A 19,294-nucleotide genomic window follows, 5' to 3' on the forward strand; every position below is an offset into this window, starting at 1 on the left:
CTCAGGAGGAGCTTTCATGTTGGCACATCACCCCCGATCACGCGCGACCCGCACCGCTTGCCCGCCATTGCGGCTGCTCGTGGCCTCCCTGCTGTGCGCTACCGGCGCGGCCAATGCCGCTACCGTCGGCGGCGCCAATGCCGCCACCGCCTCCTCGGGTTCGTCCTATGTCAATGTCGGCCATGTATCCGCCAACTCGGAGGCCCTGAACACCCTCGAGGGCACCCCTACCAAGAAACAGATCTTCAAATCCACCCAGTCCATCAAAGTCATCGGTAAGAAGCAGATGAGCCTGGCCGGGCCGGCCAGCGGCGCCGCGCAGGCGCTGTCCGTCGCCCCTGGCGTCAATGTCGCGACCGAGGGCGTGAGCGGTGCCCCGCGGTCTAGCATCAGTATCAACGGCATGAAGACCGGGTGGGGCAACATCGCCGGCAACGCCAACGACGGCACGGTCATGGTGACCTTCGATGGCGTGCCCATGGTCGATCCCGCCTATACGGTGTGGCAGGCCTCGGAGATCCCGCAGTTGTCGTTGATACAGGCGATGTCCGTGACCTATGGCCCGGGCTACGCGATGAACCGCTGGTATAACAACATCGGCGGGTCGATCAATTTCGCGCCACTGCAACCGGCGCGTCGGGCGAGCGCCACCCTGGGGACGTTTGCCGGCAGCTTCAGCACCTATGGCGGATATTTCAACGTCCAAACGGGCAAGATGGGGGATGGCTGGTCGGGGGTCGTCGCAGGCGGCGTGACGCGCGCCGACGGCAATTATCTGCATGGCTACGGGTTCAACAATCCCTCGAAAAACCATGCCTACTACGCCAAGTTCCGCAAGACCTTCCATGGCGGACACGTGAGCTTCGGTGCCTACGACGCGCGCTCGGAATCCTATAGACCGTTGCCGATCCCGGTGGCCCCCAATGCCAATGTCACCGTAAACGGCGTGAACCCTTCCACCGGTGCGGTCAATCCCGGACCCCTCTATAGCCAGCAGACGACCGGGTTCTATACCACCCTGCCCTATTCCGAGTACTGGAAGCAGAGCGTCGTCAGCACCGAACTACTGTACTCGCGGTTCGTCGATCAGATCGCCAGCAACATCACGATGCACAACCTGATCTGGTATCGCTATGGGCATCGCCAGCATCTACACTACGACAACTATGGCAACAACAATAACGTCCTGAACCAATATTACTATACGACCAGCGACACCTATGGGGACAAGCTCTACTTCGATATCCATGCCCCCTATAACGACGTGTCGGTGGGGGGTTATTACCTGAACAGCAAGTATGCCTCGCTGCTCGAGTTCTATAATGCCTCGCTGCCCGCGCAGTATGCTTACGGGCCCAATGCCGGCAACAATGCCACGGTCAACGGCCAGCCCGTCAACTACAGCCTGTCGCTCCCGAGTCATTACCACGACTCGTACATGTATATGACCGACCTCGCGGCTTTCATCCAGGACGACATCCAGCCGTTCAAATCGCTGCGCATAACGCCCGGCGTGCGGGTCGTAAGCTTCCAGACCAATTTCGTCAATAACGCCTCGTCCATGTTCCCGGTCAATGTCGCAAACCAGATCGGCACGAACGGTGATGGCACCGGCGGCAACAATGCCCCGAATTCGTCCACCACCTTCAGCGAGGTCGAGCCCTCTATCGGGGTCAACTGGCAGGCCACGAAGGTGCTGGCGCTGTATGCCAACTACTCCACCGCCTATAAGGCCCCGGCGGGGGCGACCGGCACCTACGCCCATCTCTTGGCGAGCTCCCTCGCCCCCAGAAATCCGCGCAGTATCAGGTGGGTGTGAAGGGCTTCATACGCCACGACGGGCTCTTGAACGATGCCGCATTCGGCGCCAACTACTACAACCTCGACGACACCAACGAGATCATACCGATCCCGGTGGTGAGCCACCTCTACAGTCTGTTCGCATCGGGTTCGTCGCGGTTCAATGGCGTCAACATCTATGCCGAAGATAACCCGATCTACACGCTCCATGTATTCGCCAACCTAAGCTTCGAGCGCGCCACCTACTCCCAGTACACGACGCCGAGCGGTGGCTCGTATGATGGTCTGCCGGTCTCCAATGTCCCGGCGCAGACCGCCAATGTCGGGCTGTTCTACGAGATGTACAATCGCGGCGTCGTCTACACGCCGAGCATCTGGTGGCAATACACCGGGCCGCAGGACATCTACAACAACAACACCAACGCGCCGACCCGGCAGAAGCTGCCGGCGTTCGGGATCTGGAACGCGTCTTTGAAGGTGGCCGTCGGGCGCACCGATCTCGGCGCCCATGTCCATCGTGTGGACGTCAATGTCGGGGTCTACAATATCTTGAACAAGCAGTACAACGCCTATGAATATATCAGCAGCGGCGGGTACTACGGTGTGGCAGGCCAGCTCCTCGGGGAGCCGGGCGCCCCGCGCTCGTTCGAGGTCTCGCTCAGCACCAAGTTCTAGCCGTGGTCTGCTCCCGGCCTCGTCCCCGATCCGGGCCGGGGCTTGGGGGCGGGGTTAAGGGAAGGCCGTCCGGGGCGGGCTCGTGGCCTCGCTATCGGGCCCGCCGGGGCCGCGCCGGGTGGTGCGGCCCTGGCCGCGTGTGGGCGGGGACTGAGGCTATGTGGCTGCCATCGGGCGCACGCCCAGCCCATCGCCGATGGCATCGAGCCTGACCGACGGCGTGTGCGCCGGGGGTATGTGAGGCCGGCACCTCATGCCTCGGGCTACGGGGTCGGGACCCCGAGCTCAGCACCCCATTGCTGGAGCACTGCAAGGGTCCCTTCGGCCACGTCGATTGCGTCTTGCGCGTCTTTGGCGTCATAGGCCTCCCCGATGTCGGTGCCCTCCGGCAGTGCATCTGGGTAGCGCGTGGCGATGTAGAGCTTGTCGAGTCGCGCCGCCGCTGCGAGCCGCAGGCACCTCCCCGCGTCTTCCGGGAGTTCTCGCAGGAGCTGGGCGATCGAGTGGGTCTTGGGAAGCCTGCCGGTGGCCACGAGCAGCCCCTTGAAGCCTTTCTCGGCGGCTTGCTGGGCGTGGAAACACGCCGGTGCGTAGCGCTGAAGCCCGAGGAGCGCGCGGGCAGTATCAAGGTCACCGCGCGCCGTGTTGAACCAGCGCATAGCCTGCGCGAGATCAGCGTCGACGCTCATAAAGCAGATCCCGCTCTCCCCAGAGGGTCCGGAAAAACGGCCCGCCCGTCTGGTGCTTTGCGATGAGTTCCGCGCTGGTCCACGGGATGATGTCGCAGCCAAACGCCAAGGGCGCCTCGGCGATCACGTCGTAGGCCGCTGCCACGCGTTCTTTGAACGGCAAGCCCGCGGCATTCTCCCCGACCTCCACGAGCACGTCCAGGTCGGAATCCTGCGACGGCACGCCCCGTGCCACCGACCCGAACAGCCAGATGCGCCGCGCGTCCAGACGTCGCGCAAGTGGAGGGACGAGCACGCGCATGGCCATTTCGCGCATGGACGCGGCCCGCTCCCGGGCCTGTGCGCGGATGTCGACGGCCGGATGACGCGCTTCCGGTGCCGGTCGTGTGTAAGCTGTGATGTCCATGGTTTCGCCTCTCAGCGTATGCGCCAGCATACGCGTGTGGCGTTGTCCGTGACAACGACCAGGGGCGGTCTTCTCGGCCGTGCCCGAACCCTAGGGCGCCGGCAAGTTCCCGGCGTTCTCGCGTGCGACCGTCCAGCCAGTCAGCGTGATGGGCCCGGTGGTCTGTGCGAAGCTAAAGCCCTGGTAGTAACCGGCGGCATTGGCAAAGCCCAGAGGGGTTGCGGTCACGAGTGCCGGCACCCCGTTCATGAGCGTAAGCGGCACCCAGCGATCGCCGCGGCGCGTAAAGTACATGTGTTCGTCCATGCGGTAATACGGGACCCAGGCATTGCCTTGCAAGAAGTAGCGGACATCCACGAGACATAGGAGCTTGGGCTTCACGCGCCCGGCCACGTAGAATCGCACGATGCGGTCGGGCGGCTGTGGCCCGCTCACGGGACTCCCGGGGGTCACCGTCCAGCCCGAGACCGTGAGACCCGCCACCGGTGCCGGGTAGGTGCCCGAATGGGCCGCCACCGCCCAGTTCAGGTTGTATCCTTGGTGGATATGGTGCAGTACGAGCAGCGTTGGGGTGGACGACCACAGGTTCGGCAGAAAGCCCAGTAGACCGACGGCCCCGCGCCATGCGGGCGCTTGGCGAAAGAGGAGGCGTGTTATGGATCTGATCCTCGGTCTTATCTTCGGCATCATCGGCTCCGCCTATTTCGTGTATGGGCGCAAACAGCAACACGCGACCGCCTTGTTCGCGGGCGTAGCGCTCATGATCTTTCCTATGCTCGTCTCCGGGGAAGTATGGCTCATAATCGGCGGCCTTGCCTTTACCGTGTTGCCGTTCGTGGTGTCGATCTAGGGCGGCCTGTGATGCGCGCCACGATGCCTGCGAGTACCGCGGCCGGCGGATCACCCGTGACGGTATGGACATGGCCGGCGCGTGTTTTGTAGACGACAAACGGCACGCCTCGGGCGCCGGCGGCCTCGAACAGGCGGACGTTGTAGAGCAGCGCGCGCGCCACGGACGCCGTGGCCCGCCGCGGGCGTATGGCCCCGCGACCCCCATGAAAGCCCGCCTCCATGCGCGCCATGGCCGTCTGCGGGTGGCGGGCCTCGAGCAAGGCCGCGGCCTTGCCATAACTCGATAGCGCAAGTATTCCGACCGGGACAAAGCGCACCCCGAGCCCCTGAGCGCGGATGATCGGTTGCAGGGCCTCGTAGAGGTCGTGGCAATACGGGCAATTGGGGTCGAAGAACATGTAGAGGCGGGCGTGGTGGCGGCCTTCGCGGATGGCGGTGGTGTGCCGCACGAAGGTCCAAAGACGGGTATTGTCGGCAGACCGCGCTTGCGCGCCCCCCGCCGCCATGAGGAGCGCGAGAACCCCCGCTGTGATCCTTGTCGTGCCGCGCACGCGCCCTCCTGGATCGTGCCGTCCGCCCCTAGCCCGGCCCGGCGAGCCAGTCCCGGGGCTTCAGATAGACATCGTAGAGTTCCGCCTCGGGACTGCCGGGTGCCGGGTGCCAGTCGTAGCGAAAGCGCACCTCGGGCGGCAATGACATCAGGATCGATTCCGTGCGCCCGCCGGATTGCAGCCCAAACAGCGTACCGCGATCATAGACCAGATTGAACTCCACATAGCGCCCGCGCCGGTAAAGCTGGAAATCCCGTTCGCGCTCGCCGTAGGGACGGTCCTTGCGCCGTTCGACGATGGGCAGATAGGCCTTGAGGAAGTGGTCGCCCACGCTCTTCACGAACGCGAAATCCCGCGCAAAGTCGCCGCTTTGAATATCGTCGAAGAAGAGCCCCCCGATGCCGCGCGGCTCGTTGCGATGCTTTATGAAAAAGTATTCATCGCACCATGCCTTGAAGCGCGCATAGCTATCGCTGTCATAGCCCGCGCAGGCCGCGCGCGCCGTCGCGTGCCAATGCCGCGCATCGTCCGCGAAGCCGTAGTAGGGCGTGAGGTCGAAGCCTCCGCCAAACCACCATGTGACAGGCTCGGTGCGGGCCTCGAAATAGCGCAGGTTGCAGTGTGTGGTGGGCGCGTACGGGTTGCGCGGGTGAATGACGAGCGACAATCCCACGGCCTCGAACGCCGACCCCGCGAGCTGTGGCCGCCCCTTGGTCGCCGACGGCGGCAGGCCCTCCCCGAAGACGTGCGAGAAGTTCACGCCGGCCTGTTCGAAGACCGGGCCGCCGGTCAGGACGCGCGTGCGTCCGCCGCCCCCCTGGGGACGTTGCCACAGGTCCTCGCGAAAGCCGCCGGGGGCCCCATCGAGTCCCGCCACGGCCTGACAGATGCGATCCTGCAGGTCCTTGAGGTAGGCCTCGACCTCGATGCATGGCGTCGTCATGCGCGCATCACGCGCCCGCAGCGGGCAGGACGTAAAGGGAGGGGGTGCGCCGGATGTTGGCGGCGTCCGGCCAGGACGGCATCCAAGGCCCGGCCGGTGCGCGTGCCGGTGCCGCGGTGCCAGACCCCGGCCATCCGCCGCAGCGCGCTCATGGCTTGACCCCGTACGGCCTGCGGCCTATGTCGTGCCGGTACAGCGCGCCGTCGAGCGCAATGGTCCCGAGGCGACGGTAGACGTGCTCGCGCGCCTCCTCCAGGGTGGCACCGAGGCTCGTGACGCCCAGCACCCGCCCGCCGCTCGACAGTACCTGCCCGTCGAGCTCCCGGGTGCCGGCGTGGAATACCTTGGTCTGGGGGTCGGCGGCATCGAGGCCTGCGATCATATCGCCCGTGCGCGGGTCCGCAGGATAGCCGGGCGCGGCCAGCACCACGCACAGCGCCGGCCGCGGGTCGATCTCGAGGGTCTCGCCGCCCAGCCGACCGTGTACCGCGGCCTGCGTGAGGGCCACGAGATCCGAACGCAGGCGCATCATGATGGGCTGGGTCTCGGGATCGCCGAAGCGGCAGTTGTATTCGAGCACCCGCGGCCCATCCGCGGTCAGCATGAGGCCGGCATAGAGAAACCCGCAGTAGTGGTGGCCGTCGGCCTTCAGCCCGCGCAGGGTCGGCTCTATGATCTCTCGGCGGATGACGATCTCGAGCGCGGCATCCACCGCCGATGCCGGGGAGAATGCACCCATGCCGCCGGTGTTGGGTCCCCGGTCCCCATCGTCGCGCCGCTTGTGATCCTCCGAGGTCGGGAACGCCACATAGTCGAGGCCGCAGGCGAGCACGATGAAGCTCGCCTCCACGCCGATCAGGCGTTCCTCGATGACGATGCGCCGGCCGGCCTCCCCGAACTCGCCGTTTAGCATTGCGGTGGCCGCCGCGAGCGCCGTGGCCTCATCCTCCGCCACCACCACGCCCTTGCCCGATGCCAGGCCATCGGCCTTCACGACGTGTGCGCCGGGATGGTCCTTAAGGTAGCGCGCGGCTGCGGCCTGATCGCTGAAGGTCTCATGGCGCGCGGTCGGTATGCCGTGGCGCGCGAGAAACGCCTTGGCGAAACTTTTCGAGCCCTCGAGTCGCGCGGCGGCGGCTGTCGGCCCGAGGCAGGCGAGCCCCTCTTCGGTGAAGCGATCGACGATCCCGGCCACGAGCGGGGCCTCCGGTCCCACGATGGTGAGGTCCACCCGTTCCCGGCGCGCGAGGTCGATCAGGGCCGCTATGTCCGTGGCCGCAACCGGGCAGTTGCGGATCTTCGGTTCGCGCGCCGTCCCGGCATTGCCGGGCGCGACCAGCACCTCCGAGGCGAGCGGCGACTGCGCGGCCTTCCATGCCAGGGCGTGCTCGCGTCCGCCGGATCCTACGATCAGGATCTTCATCAGGCGTGCCGAAAGTGACGCCGGCCCGTGAAGACCATGGCGATGTCGTGTTCACAGGCCGAGGCGATGACCTCGGCGTCGCGCACCGAACCACCCGGCTGGATGACGGCCGTCACGCCGGCGGCTGCGGCGCTGTCGAGACCGTCGCGGAACGGGAAGAATGCGTCCGAGGCGAGCACCGAGCCCTTGACCTCAAGCCCGGCCTCCTGCGCCTTCCATACCGCCACGCGCGCACTGTCGACGCGGCTCATCTGACCTGCACCTATGCCGATCGTGCGCCCGTCGCGCGCGAACACGATGGCATTGGACTTCACGAACTGTGCGATACGCCAGGCGAACACGAGATCGCGGGTCTCGGTCGGGGTCGGCCGACGACGACTGACGGGCTCGAGCCGGACCTCGGCCTCGGGCACATCACGATCCTGGACCAGGAGGCCGCCGCTCACGCGCCGGTAATCAAGGCCCGTATGCGTGGGCGCGCTCATGTTGACGACCAATACCCGGATGCCGGGTTTGTCCGCGAGTATCCGCGCCGCCTGGGCGCTCACCTCCGGGGCGACGATGACCTCGACGAACTGGCGCCCGACGATGAGCGCGGCGGTCGCTTCGTCCAGCGGGCGGTTTACGGCGATGATGCCGCCGAAGGCCGATGTCGGGTCGGTGGCGTAGGCGCGATCGTAGGCGGCGGCCACGGTCTCGCCCAAGGCCGCGCCGCAGGGGTTGGCGTGTTTTACGATCACGCACGCCGGTTCGGCGAACGCGCGCACGCATTCGAGCGCGGCGTCGGCGTCGGCGACGTTGTTGAACGACATCTCCTTGCCCTGGATCTTGGTCGCCTGGGCGATGGACGCCGGGCTTGCGCCCGGGGTCTCGTAGAACGCCGCCCGCTGGTGGGGATTCTCCCCGTAGCGCATGGCGTAGCGCTTCACGAAGGTGAGGGTCAGGACCTCGGGCAGTGACTCAGGCGTGTCCGCCTCCCCCGGCCCTTCCAGATAGCGGGCGATGATACCGTCGTAACGCGCGGTATGCGCGAACACCTTGCTGGCCAGATGCCGGCGCACGTCCGGAGTGATGCGCGCCGGGTTCCGCAAGGCCTCGATCACGATCTCGTAGTCGGCGCTGTCGACCACCGGCAGCACATGCTCGTGATTCTTGGCCGCCGAGCGCAGCATCGCCGGTCCCCCGATGTCGATCTGTTCCACGACCTCCGCAAAGCTCGCGTGCGCATCGCGGCTGGTCCGTTCGAAGGGATAGAGGTTCACCACCAGAAGGTCGATGGCGCCGATCCCGGCGTCTTGCATCGCCGTGCGGTGGTCCGGCCGATCCGGCCGCCCGAGCAGGCCGCCATGGATGCGCGGGTGCAGGGTCTTTAGGCGTCCGTCGAGCATCTCCGGGAAGCCGGTGTAGGATGCGACCTCCACGACCGGGATGTCCGACTGGCTCAGCAGCCGGGCGGTGCCGCCGGTCGAGAGGATCTCCACGCCCGCCTCATGGAGCGCGCGGGCAAGATCGATGATGCCGGTCTTATCCGACACGCTGATGAGCGCTCTTTTCATGACAGCTCGTTGCCTTGTGTGGGAGGAAGGGGTTCCGGGCGTTCGACGAGCCCGTAGCACAAAAGCTTCTTGCGTAGGGTGTTGCGGTTGATCCCGAGGATCTTGGCCGCCTGACACTGGTTATGGCCGACATGGCGCATGACCGTCTCGATGAGCGGGGCCTCGACCTCGCCTATGACCGTCTCATACAAGGACGTCCCCGGGCATTGGCCGTTCAGATCCTGGAAGTAGCGTTCTACGGCCAAGCGCACACATCCGGCGAGCGGTCCCTGTCCGGCCCTCGCCGGCCTGTCCTCGCTCATGCCGCAAGCCCTGCGGGCGAGCGTCCGAAGAATGCCTCGAGGAGGCGTCTTTGGTCTTCGATCGAGTCCGCCTGGTTCACGGCGCGCCGGAATCCGGCCCCGCCTGCCAGGCCCTTGCTGTACCAGCCGATGTGCTTGCGCGCCACGCGCACCCCGGTATGTTCTCCGTAGAATGCATAGAGCGTCTCCAGGTGGCCCATCAGGATCGCGTACAGTTCGGCGCGGGAGGGCGGCGCCAGCCTCTCGCCGGTCTTCAGGTAGTGGTCGATCTCGCGAAAGATCCAGGGCCTCCCCTGGGCGGCGCGCCCGATCATGAGGCCGTCAGCACCGGTGGCCTCGAGTACCGCGCGCGCCTTTTCGGGGCTGTCGATATCGCCGTTGGCGATCACCGGGATGCGTACCGCGGACTTGATGGCGGCGATTGTCTCATACTCGGCCTCGCCCTCGAAGAAGCACGAGCGCGTGCGCCCGTGGACGGCCAGCAGCGCCACACCGCACGACTCGGCGAGCCGCGCGATCTCCACGCCGTTGCGATGGTCCCGATCCCATCCGGTGCGGATCTTGAGGGTGACCGGGACGTCGACCGCCGACACCACGGCGGTGAGCAACCGCGCCACCAGCGCCGGGTCGCGCAGGAGCGCGGAGCCGGCCATGACGTTGCAGACCTTCTTGGCCGGGCAACCCATGTTGATATCGATGATCTGGGCGCCGTTTTCGACGTTGTGGCGCGCGGCGCAGGCGAGCAGGGCGGGATCGGCGCCGGCGATCTGCACCGACTTGGGCTCGGGTTCGCCCTCGTGGTTGGCCCGCCGACGGGTCTTTTCCGACCCGTACAGCAGCGATTGCGAGGTGACCATCTCCGACACCGCCATGCCGGCCCCAAGCGTCCGGCACAGGATGCGGAACGGGCGATCCGTGACCCCGGCCATGGGCGCTACGAACAAGGTGTTTTTGAGCGTGTAGGGTCCGATGCGCATGTGTCGTGTCCGGGAAGGCGGACATCATACCGGCAAAACGCGCGCGCGGGGAGACCCAGCCTTGTCCAACAGCAATTCTAAATGTAGCAACGACCATCAGCATCCGATAACGTGCGTGTGCTGATGCGAGCGGGGGGCTGGACAAAAGGCACGGTCTACGGTATAACAGCGCTGGGCCATTGGGCGCGAGCGCGGCGTGACGGATCTTGTTACCGGAAATCCCCTGAGCCTGAACTCCCTGGTGGAGTCGCTCAAGGAGGTCATGCGGGCGGCCCCTGACAAACGGACCGGGAAGAACTGCGTCTATACCATGGAAGATGCGGCGCTGGCGGCCTTTGCCGTGTTCACCACGCAAAGCCCGTCGTTTCTGGCCTATCAGAGGACGATGGAGCAGACCCGTGGCCAAAGCAATGCCCAGACGCTCTTTGGCATGAGCCAGATCCCGACGGACAATTGTGTGCGCACGATGCTCGATCCCGTGGCGCCTTCTCACCTGTTCCCGCTCTTTACGCAGATATTTGAGGCCCTGAACGCCGGCGGTCACATCGATCCCTTTCGGGTGTCCCTCGAGGCCTCTGAAGACGGTCCGGGCGCGCTACTCATCGCCCTGGATGGGACGGCTTATCACTCCTCCCACACCATCCATTGCCCACAATGTACGGTAGCCAAGCATCACAATGGCCAAACCAGCTACTCCCATACCGTGATCACACCAGTGATCGTGGCCCCGACTTTAAGTCGGGTGATCCCCCTGGCGCCCGAGTTTATTGTCCCGCAGGACGGCCACGACAAGCAGGATTGTGAAACCGCCGCCGCCAGCCGCTGGCTTGCGGCCAGCGCCGGCCGCTACCGGGATCAGCACGTCACCGTGCTCGGCGACGACCTCTACAGCCGTCAACCCCTGTGCGAGCAGATCCTGGCGGCGGGGTTACACTTCCTCCTGGTCTGCAAACCGAGCTCGCACCCCACACTGTATGAGGAGGTCGAGGGCCTCGCGCGCGCGGGGGGCGTGACCACCCATGAGATCACGCGCCGCAAGGGTAAGCAGACCTTGACCGACACCTACCGCTTCGCTTCGGAGCTGCCCTTGCGCGCCGGCTTGGATGCGCTGTGTGTCCACTGGCTGGAGCTCACCACCACCGATGCCGGGGGCCAAACGATTTACCACAACGCCTGGGTCACGCGGCACACGATCCACCCAGGGAACGTCGCCGCCCTCGCGGCCGCCGCCCGGGCGCGCTGGGGCATCGAGAACGGCGCCAACAACACCTTAAAGACCAAGGGCTACCACTTCGAACACAACTTCGGGCACGGCAAGAAGCACCTCTCGTCGCTCTTGGCGACCTTGAACCTCCTCGCCTTCCTGCTGCATACCGTGCAGGAGATGACCAGTCACAAATACCGCTTGCTCCGCGCAAGCCTCCCCACCCGTCAGACCTTTTTTGATGATATCCGGGCCTTGACGCGGTATCTGTGCTTCGAGAGCTTCGAGGCCTTGCTCGACTTCATGTTGAAAGGCCTCGAAATCGACGCCCCCGACAGCAGTTGAGGACCATTATGGAGGACATCCGCTTTTGTGGTCAGGTACTCGAGGCGCAGCAACGATCGCTGATCGTGGCCTTGGCGAAGCGCTATGGGGGCTTAAGCCGCCATGAGTTGGCGCAGACGGTGTGCGAACTCCTCGACTGGCACCGCCCCAACGGACACCCGAAGACGATCGAATGCCGGGCACTGCTTGAGCGGATGCAGGAGGCGGGGCTGATTGGTCTCGCCCCGTTGCGGCCCGGGCGTCCGCAAGGCGCTCGCACTACGGTTCCGGCCGGCCCGGACCCACAGTCAGCCCCGCTCGACGCGCCGCTTGCCACCCTGCAGCCGATCCGACTGCAGCGCGTGGAAACACCCGCAGACCGGACGCTCTGGCGCACGTTGATCGAGCGCCATCATCCCCTCGGCCATCGCGTGCCCTTTGGTGCCCATCTCCGCTACCTGATCCAGGCCACATCCAAAAGCCCCACGGTCCTGGGCTGCCTGCAGTTCTCTTCGCCCGCCTGGCGCCTTAAGGGACGCGATCAGTGGATCGGCTGGGACGATGCCACCCGGGCCCGGTGCCTCCAGCAGATTATCTGTAACTCCCGCTTCCTGATCTTGCCCCACGTGCGGGTTCCCAACCTCGCGAGCCACGTGCTGGCGCTCGCGTTACGCACCGTCACCATCGATTGGACGGCCGCCTACGGCGTTAAGCCCCTCCTGGCCGAGACCCTCGTCGATCCGACCCGTTTTACGGGACATTGCTATCTCGCTGCCAACTGGATCGACGTGGGTCTTACCACCGGCCGCGGCCGCGCAGACCGCCAACACACACGCCATGGGGCAAGCCCCAAGCGGATATGGCTCTATCCGCTCGTACCCGACGTCCGGCAGAGACTCACGCAAACCCCGTAGATCGACCGCCACCCCATTCCGAAGCGGCGTCGCTTCACATTGAGAATTGCTGCTTGTCCAATGACACATGAGCCTGAAGGAGGGGTGTGATTCCAACGTGAGGTGAGCCTGAAGGGGCCGGGGTTGGGCATCATCGGAGGATGATGATCGTGACCCTCAAGACCCAAGGGCTCCAGACGCTGGAGCACATCCGTGCCTTCCTCGAAGGTACCCAACCCCTCGGTTTCGAGGCCCCGGCCCGCGAGGTGACCTACGAGTGGATTGTCGCCGAGCTGCGCCGCCTCCGGTACACCCGCCAGGGCAAGGCTGACAAGGGCTTGGTGCGGCGCTATCTGGAGAAGGTCTCCGGCCTGTCTCGGGCGCAAATGACCCGGCTCATCCAGCAGTTCCGCGATACCGGCCGCATCCGCGACCGCCGCGGCCCGCCCGCCAAGCCCTTCGCCCGCCGCTACACCCCGGCCGATGTGCGCCTGCTCGCCGAGCTCGATGCCCTGCACGGTGCCCTCTCGGGACCGGCCACCCGCAAGCTCTGCGAGCGCGCCTACGAGGTGTTCGACGATGCGCGCTACGAGCGCCTGGCCCGCATCTCCAACGGCCACCTCTACAACCTCAGACAGTCACAGACCTACCGGCGGGTGCGCGGCGCCGTGGACAAAACCCACCCGGTCAAGGTCAACATCGGCGAGCGGCGAAAGCCACGCCCCGAGGGGCGCCCCGGCTTCCTGCGGGTCGATTCCGTCCATCAGGGCGACCTCGACGGCATCAAGGGGCTCTACCACATCAACCTCGTCGACGAGGTCTCCCAGTTCCAGTTCGTTGGCTCCGTCGAGCGCATCTCGGAACACTTCCTGCTCCCGGTCCTGGAGGCCCTCATCGAGGCCTTCCCCTTCGTTGTCCTCGGCTTTCACGCCGACAACGGCTCGGAGTACATCAACACGCGCGTCGTCGCCTTGCTGGAGAAGCTGCGCATCGAGCAGTTCACCAAGTCCCGCGCCCGCAGGACCAATGACAACGCCCTGGTCGAGTCCAAAAACGGCTCGGTGGTGCGCAAGCACCTCGGCTACGCCCACATCCCCGGGCGCTTCGCAAGCCAGGTCAACGCCTTCACCCAGGGTGTGCTCTCGCCCTATCTCAACTTCCACCGGCCCTGCTTCTTTCCCACCGAGGCGGTCGATGACAAGGGTCGGGTCCGCAAGCGCTACCGCTATGAGGACATGATGACCCCCTACGACAAGCTCAAGTCCCTGCCCGAGGCCCACCAGTACCTGAAGCCCGGCATCACCTTCAAACAGCTGGATGCAATCGCCTATGCCATCAGCGATAATGAGGCCGCCCAACGCCTCAACCAGGCCAGGGCTGAACTCTTTCGTTCCATCAACAAGGCCCAAAACCCGGCCGCCTGAGGGGGCTCACCTACCGCCTTCCTTCAGGCTCATACATGGTCGCCCCCAGTTTGCCAAGCCCTCATTTCACGATGTCAAGAAGGTACGGTATGCAGCCATACATCCGGACTTTTGATGAGGCATAAAGCCTCTGTCCCTGATGGAATTTGCTGAATGGCGTCTCATCATTTCAACGCACTCGAGGTGCTATGAGTCTGTCAGATTGAGCCATTCACGGTCCTACCTGCCTTGCCATCACGTCATGATTGCCTGAAGCAACCGTTGGGAGAGCCTCCTGGGTGTAACCCGCGTGTCTCGGTCCTCGTCTTTATTCCGCCGGTGCGGCTATGCGGCCACCGGCGTTGAGGATGATGTGTAGTCTGGTCGATAATCGCGCCCGTGGACGAGCAGCGCCCACGCCGTACGCGCATTCTTATTGGCAAGCGCCACCGCCGCGACGTTCTTGTGGCGGCGGTCGAGTAGCCGCTTCAGCCAGGCGTCCGTCCGGGCCTTACCTGCGGGGACGCGGGTCACCGCACGGGCACCATGGATGAGGAGTGTCCGCAGATAGACGTCTCCGCGCTTGCTGATGCCAAGCAACGTGGGCTTGCCACCGCTCGAATGCTGCCGGGGCACGAGCCCAAGCCAAGCGGCGAGTTGGCGGCCATTGGCGAAGGTCTTCGCATCACCAATCGAGGCCACGAGGGCCGTGGCCGTGATCGGGCCGATGCCGGGGATCGCGGCAAGCCGCTGACTATCTGCGTTCTGTCGGTGCCAGGCCTGGATCTGGGCCTCGAGTTCATGGACTTGGCGGTCCAGCTCACCCAGGTGGGCCGTTAGGCGTGCGATCAACGCGCGCAGGGTGTCGGGCAGGTCATTCTCGGCGTCTTCCAGGATTCGCGGGATGTACTTTGTGATGTGGCTCAGGCCTTGTGGGATCACGAGACCGAACTCCGCGAGCAATCCGCGGATCTGATTCCCCTGCGCGGTGCGCGCTTTGACGAATCCCTGGCGGGCGCGATGCAGGGCCAGGACCGCCTGACTCTCGGTGGCTTTGATGGGCACGAAGCGCATACTGGGACGGGACACGGCTTCACAGATCGCCTCGGCGTCGGCGGCATCATTCTTGTTGGTCCGCACATAGGGCTTTACGAACTGCGGAGCCATCAGCTTCACCGTGTGTCCCAACGCCGTAAGCTGCCGAGCCCAATGATGGGCGCTTCCACAGGCCTCCATACCGATCAAGCAGGGCTCCAAGTTGGCGAAGAACGTAAGAACCTGAGTTCGCTTAAGGGCCTTCCGGAACACCACCTTGCCCCGGCCATCCACTCCGTGAACCGCAAAAACGGCCTTTGCGAGATCCACTCCTACCGTTGTAACCTTCATTGTCGCCTCCTTCCTGTCAGTGGTACGTCACACGCTCCACTTTGGCACTGTTGATGCCGGTTAGGGAGGGGGCGACCATCCCATTATTTCTGAATTGGAAAGGACTGACCTATCGTTTGGGGGCGGCCAGGAGCGCGAGCTGCCAGCTCGTGGCCCGGGCCGGGACGTGCAGGTCAAGGTGCACCGCGGCGGTCTCGCCGGGCGCGAGCGTGGGCCGTAAGTGACGCAGGAAGACCCGTGCCGGGAAGTGGGCGCGTGCGATGACGCGACCGCGCGCCGACCGCAATGTCACCTCCAGGAAAGGCAGGGACTGCCGGAAGCCCGCGGCATTCCGGAGTTGCGCGCGGATGCGCAGCACGCCGCCTGTCCCTTGGGTCACGCGCGCAGCGCGCAGATGAAAGCGGTCGAGGGCTGCCGGGTGCGCCAAGTCGCAGGGTACGGCCCGGCACAGCGCCTCGACCACGGGCCTCGTCAGGGCCCGTCGGGCAAGCGCCGCGCGCGCCGCGTACAGGCCTTGCACGCCAAGCGCCCCGGCGAGCAGCAAGGCTGCGATGGCCAGCGGCCACGTGCGCGTAGGCGAGCGCCCCGGATCGGCGATGACATCGCCTTCCAGGCGATAGACGTCGGCCTGAAACACTGCCGCGCACTGCCCGCACCGTACCGCCCCGCCACAGGCCTCCAAGGCCTTGCTGTCGACTTTAAAGAGGGTGCGGCACGACGGGCATTGGGTGAGGATCATGGCCGTCGGCCGTGCAACAGGACCCACCCCTCGTCTTCGCAGGGGGTGAGCGCGAATTCGGGAAAGGCCTGGACCACCGCCGGGACCTGATCGGGGAGGATGCCGGAGAGCGCGAGCCGCCCACAGGCGGCGGTGGCGCGCATGAGTGCCGGGGCATGAGCGATCAACGGGCCGGCCAGGATGTTGGCCACCACCAGATCATAGGGGTGTCGGTCGCGCGCAAGCTCCGTGGCGGCGCGCAACCGGTCGCCCACGCCGTTGCGCTGCGCGTTCTCCCAAGTCGCGGTCAGTGCCAGGGGGTCGATGTCGACGCCCCATGCCGCGCCCGCCCCCAGGCGCAAGGCGGCGATCGCCAATATCCCCGACCCGCACCCGAAATCGAGGACCTCGAGGCCCGGGTGTGCCTGCTCCCGGAGGGTCTCGTACAGCCACCTGAGACATAAACGCGTCGTCGGGTGGGTGCCGGTCCCGAACGCCAGTCCCGGATCGAGATGCACGGCCAGCCTTCCCGGTGGGGCCGGCTCGTCGTTAGGGTATATCCATAACCCCTCCGTTATGGGGAACGCCTGCCAGTCGCGCGCGGTGAGCGCCTCCCAGCCCTCGTCTACCACCGGCTCCCGGCAGGGCGCCTCGACCTCCCCGGCTATGATCTCTTGCGCGAAACGCGCCTGCGCCTCGCTCGCGAAGAAGGCCGCGATACGGGTGCGCGGCCAGTAGCGTGGCTCGCAAGCCAGGCCCTCGTCGTAAAAGGCCGGCCCCCCTGGGACCTCCTCGAAGGCGAGCGCGCGCGCGCCTGCGGCCTCGAGGATCTGGCCCAAGGCCTCCACGCGCACACCACGGGCAATGCACGAAAGCCTCACGCTCACGGCCGCACCCTCACGTCTTCAGGCGTTCTTCCAGGTAGTGGATATCGACCGGACCGGCCTGGAACAGCGCGTCGTTCAAAAGCAGATGATGGAGCGGTATGTTGGTCTTTATGCCGTCCACCACCATCTCGCTCAAGGCGATACGCAGCCGCGCCATGGCCGCCTCGCGGGTGTCCCCGTAGGCGATCAGCTTGCCGATCATGGAGTCGTAGAACGGCGGCACGACATAGTTATTGTAGACGTGCGAATCGACGCGGATGCCGGGCCCCCCGGGTTGATGGTACTGGGTGATGCGGCCCGGGGATGGCATGAAGGTGGCCGCGTCCTCGGCGTTGATACGGCACTCCATGGCATGCCCGCGCATCACGATATCTTCCTGGCGGTAGCGCAGGGGCTCACCGGAGGCGATCAGTATCTGCTGCTGGACGATGTCGATGCCGGTCACGAGCTCGGTGACCGGGTGTTCGACCTGAATGCGCGTATTCATCTCGATGAAGTAGAACTGGCCGTTCTCGTAGAGAAACTCGAAGGTCCCGGCGCCGCGATAGCCGATGCGCCGGCACGCCTCGACGCAGATCCGCCCGATACGCTCGCGCATCTCGCGGGATATGCCCGGGGCCGGGCACTCCTCGATCACCTTCTGGTGGCGGCGCTGCAGGGAGCAATCGCGCTCCCCAAGATGCACGGCATGCCCATGCTCGTCGGCCAGTACCTGGAACTCGACGTGGCGGGGCTTCTCCAGATACTTTTCCATGTAGACGACGTCGTTGTTGAACGCCGCCTTGGCCTCGGCGCGGGTCAGCGCCAGCGAACTCAAAAGCGCGCCCTCGGCGTGCACCACGCGCATTCCCTTTCCGCCGCCCCCGCCGGTGGCCTTGATCAAGACCGGATAGCCGATGTCGCGCGCCATCGCGAGCGTGCGCGCCTCATCGTTGTCGAGCGGACCGTCGGAACCCGGCACGCACGGCACCCCGGCCTCTTTCATGGCGCGGATCGCCGAGATCTTGTCGCCCATGAGCCGTATCGTCTCCGGGCGCGGTCCTATGAAAATGAACCCACTCTGCTCGACGCGTTCGGCGAAGTCGGCATTCTCCGACAGAAAGCCATAGCCGGGATGGATGGCCACGGCGTCCGTGACCTCGGCGGCGCTTATGACCGCCGGTATGTTGAGATAGCTCTTGGACGCGGCCGCCGGGCCGATACACACCGACTCGTCGGCGAGCCGCACGTATTTGGCGTCGCGGTCGGCCTCCGAATGCAGCGCCACGGTCTTGATGCCGAGCGCCCGGCAGGCCCTCTGGATGCGCAGGGCGATTTCCCCGCGATTGGCGATCACCACCTTGTCGATCATGACGGTTATTCGATGATGAACAGCGTTTCGCCGTACTCGACGGGCTGGCCATTTTCCTTGAGGACGGCCTTGATCACCCCGGCGCGGTCGGCCTCGATCTCGTTTAGCATCTTCATGGCCTCGATGATGCACAGCGGATCCCCGACGTTCACGGAGGTGCCGACCTCCACGAACGGCTGGGCATCCGGCGATGGCGCGCGATAAAACGTGCCGACCATGGGCGAGCACACGGGATGCCCGTTCGGCATGGGCTTCGCGGCCATCGGTTCGGCACTTGCCGCCGCCGGGGCGACTGCCGGGGCCAGCGGGGCCGACATCGGTACCGGGGCGGCCGGCACGGCGGCTGCCGAGGATCCCCGGCTGATGCGGATCGACTCCTCCCCCTCCTTGATCTCGATCTCGCCCAGGTGCGAGGCCTCGAGCATTTCGATCAGTTTTTTGACTTTGCGGATGTCCACGGGATGTTTACCTAGGTTGCAAGTAGGAAATGGCCGCCATCAGGGCCAGCTCATAACCCAAGGCGCCGAGCCCGCTGATCGTGCCGGCGGCGATATCCGAGAAGTAGGATCGGTTGCGGAACGGCTCGCGGGCGTGGATGTTTGAGAGATGGACCTCGATGAACGGCAACCCGATCGCCCCCAGGGCGTCGCGCAGGGCGACGCTCGTATGGGTAAACGCCGCGGGATTGAAGATGATGGCGCGCGTGCCGTCGGTGGCCGCCTCATGGATGCGCGCGATGAGCTCGTGTTCGGCATTGCTCTGCAAAAACGCGATGCTGTGTCCGATGTCGGCGGCCAGCGCCGCCAGGCGCCCCTCAATCACGGCCAGGGTGTCGGTGCCGTAATGGCGCGGCTCGCGGGTGCCGAGGAGATTGAGGTTGGGACCATTCAGTACGAGCAGATCAGCCATGCGTTTCCCGCCGGGACGTCCCCGGTGCGCGCATTGTGCCCGTAT

At 65.4% G+C, this 19,294-nt stretch carries 22 protein-coding genes; 6 read left to right on the top strand and 16 right to left on the bottom strand.

What is annotated here, in order from left to right:
* Nucleotides 1–16: 16 nt before the first annotated feature.
* Both C4900_RS16810 and C4900_RS16815 read left to right on the top strand, forming a co-directional pair.
* Entirely contained in the window at nt 17–1,819 is a 1,803-nt protein-coding gene (locus C4900_RS16810; RefSeq protein WP_211306693.1) for a TonB-dependent receptor domain-containing protein, read from the top strand.
* On the top strand, nt 1,816–2,475 hold the full coding sequence (locus tag C4900_RS16815; RefSeq protein WP_211306694.1) for a TonB-dependent receptor domain-containing protein: 660 nt from the start codon (nt 1,816–1,818) through the stop codon (nt 2,473–2,475). The genes C4900_RS16810 and C4900_RS16815 overlap by 4 nt, the downstream gene beginning before the upstream one ends.
* A gap of 263 nt (nt 2,476–2,738) precedes the next feature.
* Here C4900_RS16815 and C4900_RS00390 read toward each other — a convergent pair whose 3' ends face one another.
* From C4900_RS00390 to C4900_RS00400, 3 genes are all read right to left on the bottom strand, one after another.
* Nucleotides 2,739–3,164 (bottom strand): HEPN domain-containing protein, encoded by a 426-nt coding sequence (locus C4900_RS00390; RefSeq protein WP_114282108.1) that lies wholly within the window; start codon nt 3,162–3,164, stop codon nt 2,739–2,741.
* Entirely contained in the window at nt 3,148–3,570 is a 423-nt protein-coding gene (locus C4900_RS00395; protein ID WP_170132356.1) for a nucleotidyltransferase family protein, read from the bottom strand. The genes C4900_RS00390 and C4900_RS00395 overlap by 17 nt, the downstream gene beginning before the upstream one ends.
* A gap of 90 nt (nt 3,571–3,660) precedes the next feature.
* Nucleotides 3,661–4,086, bottom strand: a complete 426-nt coding sequence (locus C4900_RS00400) for a hypothetical protein (RefSeq protein WP_065969015.1) — start codon at nt 4,084–4,086, stop codon at nt 3,661–3,663.
* A gap of 139 nt (nt 4,087–4,225) precedes the next feature.
* Between C4900_RS00400 and C4900_RS00405 the strand changes: the two genes are divergently transcribed.
* The gene (locus tag C4900_RS00405) at nt 4,226–4,420 is read left to right on the top strand and encodes a hypothetical protein (protein WP_065969016.1); all 195 of its coding nucleotides are present in this window, start codon (nt 4,226–4,228) and stop codon (nt 4,418–4,420) included.
* Here C4900_RS00405 and C4900_RS00410 read toward each other — a convergent pair.
* Genes C4900_RS00410 through dusB form a run of 7 tightly spaced genes read right to left on the bottom strand, consistent with a single transcriptional unit; the run spans nt 4,389 to nt 10,174 of the window.
* Nucleotides 4,389–4,973 (bottom strand): thioredoxin fold domain-containing protein, encoded by a 585-nt coding sequence (locus C4900_RS00410; protein WP_141689190.1) that lies wholly within the window; start codon nt 4,971–4,973, stop codon nt 4,389–4,391. The two genes, C4900_RS00405 and C4900_RS00410, sit on opposite strands and share 32 nt — an antisense overlap.
* Nucleotides 4,974–5,001: 28 nt before the next feature.
* Nucleotides 5,002–5,916: an oxygen-dependent coproporphyrinogen oxidase gene (gene hemF / locus C4900_RS00415; protein WP_065969018.1), complete on the bottom strand. Its 915-nt coding sequence runs from the start codon at nt 5,914–5,916 to the stop codon at nt 5,002–5,004.
* Nucleotides 5,913–6,068: a hypothetical protein gene (locus tag C4900_RS15895; protein WP_170132357.1), complete on the bottom strand. Its 156-nt coding sequence runs from the start codon at nt 6,066–6,068 to the stop codon at nt 5,913–5,915. Before C4900_RS15895 ends, hemF begins: the two co-directional genes overlap by 4 nt.
* Entirely contained in the window at nt 6,065–7,339 is a 1,275-nt protein-coding gene (purD, locus tag C4900_RS00420; RefSeq protein WP_065969019.1) for a phosphoribosylamine--glycine ligase, read from the bottom strand. Before purD ends, C4900_RS15895 begins: the two co-directional genes overlap by 4 nt.
* The gene (gene purH, locus C4900_RS00425) at nt 7,339–8,895 is read right to left on the bottom strand and encodes a bifunctional phosphoribosylaminoimidazolecarboxamide formyltransferase/IMP cyclohydrolase (RefSeq protein WP_065969020.1); all 1,557 of its coding nucleotides are present in this window, start codon (nt 8,893–8,895) and stop codon (nt 7,339–7,341) included. Before purH ends, purD begins: the two co-directional genes overlap by 1 nt.
* Nucleotides 8,892–9,197 (bottom strand): helix-turn-helix domain-containing protein, encoded by a 306-nt coding sequence (locus C4900_RS00430; protein WP_065969021.1) that lies wholly within the window; start codon nt 9,195–9,197, stop codon nt 8,892–8,894. Before C4900_RS00430 ends, purH begins: the two co-directional genes overlap by 4 nt.
* The gene (gene dusB, locus C4900_RS00435) at nt 9,194–10,174 is read right to left on the bottom strand and encodes a tRNA dihydrouridine synthase DusB (RefSeq protein ID WP_065969022.1); all 981 of its coding nucleotides are present in this window, start codon (nt 10,172–10,174) and stop codon (nt 9,194–9,196) included. The genes C4900_RS00430 and dusB overlap by 4 nt, the downstream gene beginning before the upstream one ends.
* Before the next feature lie 262 nt (nt 10,175–10,436).
* Here dusB and C4900_RS00440 point away from each other — a divergent pair, with 262 nt between their 5' ends.
* From C4900_RS00440 to C4900_RS00450, 3 genes are all read left to right on the top strand, one after another.
* A complete protein-coding gene (locus C4900_RS00440; RefSeq protein WP_233431956.1) occupies nt 10,437–11,723 on the top strand; it encodes an ISNCY family transposase in 1,287 nt (428 codons plus the stop codon).
* An 8-nt stretch (nt 11,724–11,731) separates the two neighbouring features.
* Nucleotides 11,732–12,616, top strand: a complete 885-nt coding sequence (locus C4900_RS00445; protein ID WP_114282110.1) for a DUF4338 domain-containing protein — start codon at nt 11,732–11,734, stop codon at nt 12,614–12,616.
* A gap of 143 nt (nt 12,617–12,759) precedes the next feature.
* On the top strand, nt 12,760–14,019 hold the full coding sequence (locus C4900_RS00450; protein ID WP_065969648.1) for a DDE-type integrase/transposase/recombinase: 1,260 nt from the start codon (nt 12,760–12,762) through the stop codon (nt 14,017–14,019).
* Nucleotides 14,020–14,343: 324 nt separating this feature from the next.
* On the opposite strand, the gene C4900_RS00455 is transcribed toward C4900_RS00450, so the two are convergent.
* From C4900_RS00455 to aroQ, 6 genes are all read right to left on the bottom strand, one after another.
* Nucleotides 14,344–15,384 carry an IS110 family RNA-guided transposase gene (locus tag C4900_RS00455; protein WP_114282111.1) on the bottom strand — a complete coding sequence of 347 codons (1,041 nt, stop codon included), beginning with the start codon at nt 15,382–15,384 and terminating at the stop codon, nt 14,344–14,346.
* A 109-nt stretch (nt 15,385–15,493) separates the two neighbouring features.
* Nucleotides 15,494–16,123 carry a zinc-ribbon and DUF3426 domain-containing protein gene (locus C4900_RS00460; RefSeq protein ID WP_114282112.1) on the bottom strand — a complete coding sequence of 210 codons (630 nt, stop codon included), beginning with the start codon at nt 16,121–16,123 and terminating at the stop codon, nt 15,494–15,496.
* Nucleotides 16,120–16,989 carry a 50S ribosomal protein L11 methyltransferase gene (locus C4900_RS00465; protein ID WP_065969024.1) on the bottom strand — a complete coding sequence of 290 codons (870 nt, stop codon included), beginning with the start codon at nt 16,987–16,989 and terminating at the stop codon, nt 16,120–16,122. The genes C4900_RS00460 and C4900_RS00465 overlap by 4 nt, the downstream gene beginning before the upstream one ends.
* A gap of 10 nt (nt 16,990–16,999) precedes the next feature.
* A complete protein-coding gene (accC, locus tag C4900_RS00470; protein ID WP_065969025.1) occupies nt 17,000–18,340 on the bottom strand; it encodes an acetyl-CoA carboxylase biotin carboxylase subunit in 1,341 nt (446 codons plus the stop codon).
* Nucleotides 18,341–18,345: 5 nt separating this feature from the next.
* Entirely contained in the window at nt 18,346–18,798 is a 453-nt protein-coding gene (gene accB / locus C4900_RS00475) for an acetyl-CoA carboxylase biotin carboxyl carrier protein (RefSeq protein WP_065969026.1), read from the bottom strand.
* A 7-nt stretch (nt 18,799–18,805) separates the two neighbouring features.
* Nucleotides 18,806–19,249: a type II 3-dehydroquinate dehydratase gene (gene aroQ, locus C4900_RS00480; RefSeq protein ID WP_065969027.1), complete on the bottom strand. Its 444-nt coding sequence runs from the start codon at nt 19,247–19,249 to the stop codon at nt 18,806–18,808.
* Between the last annotated feature and the right edge of the window lie 45 nt (nt 19,250–19,294).

Origin of the sequence: Acidiferrobacter thiooxydans (genome assembly GCF_003333315.1) — a bacterium.
In the GTDB taxonomy this organism is placed as follows: domain Bacteria; phylum Pseudomonadota; class Gammaproteobacteria; order Acidiferrobacterales; family Acidiferrobacteraceae; genus Acidiferrobacter; species Acidiferrobacter thiooxydans.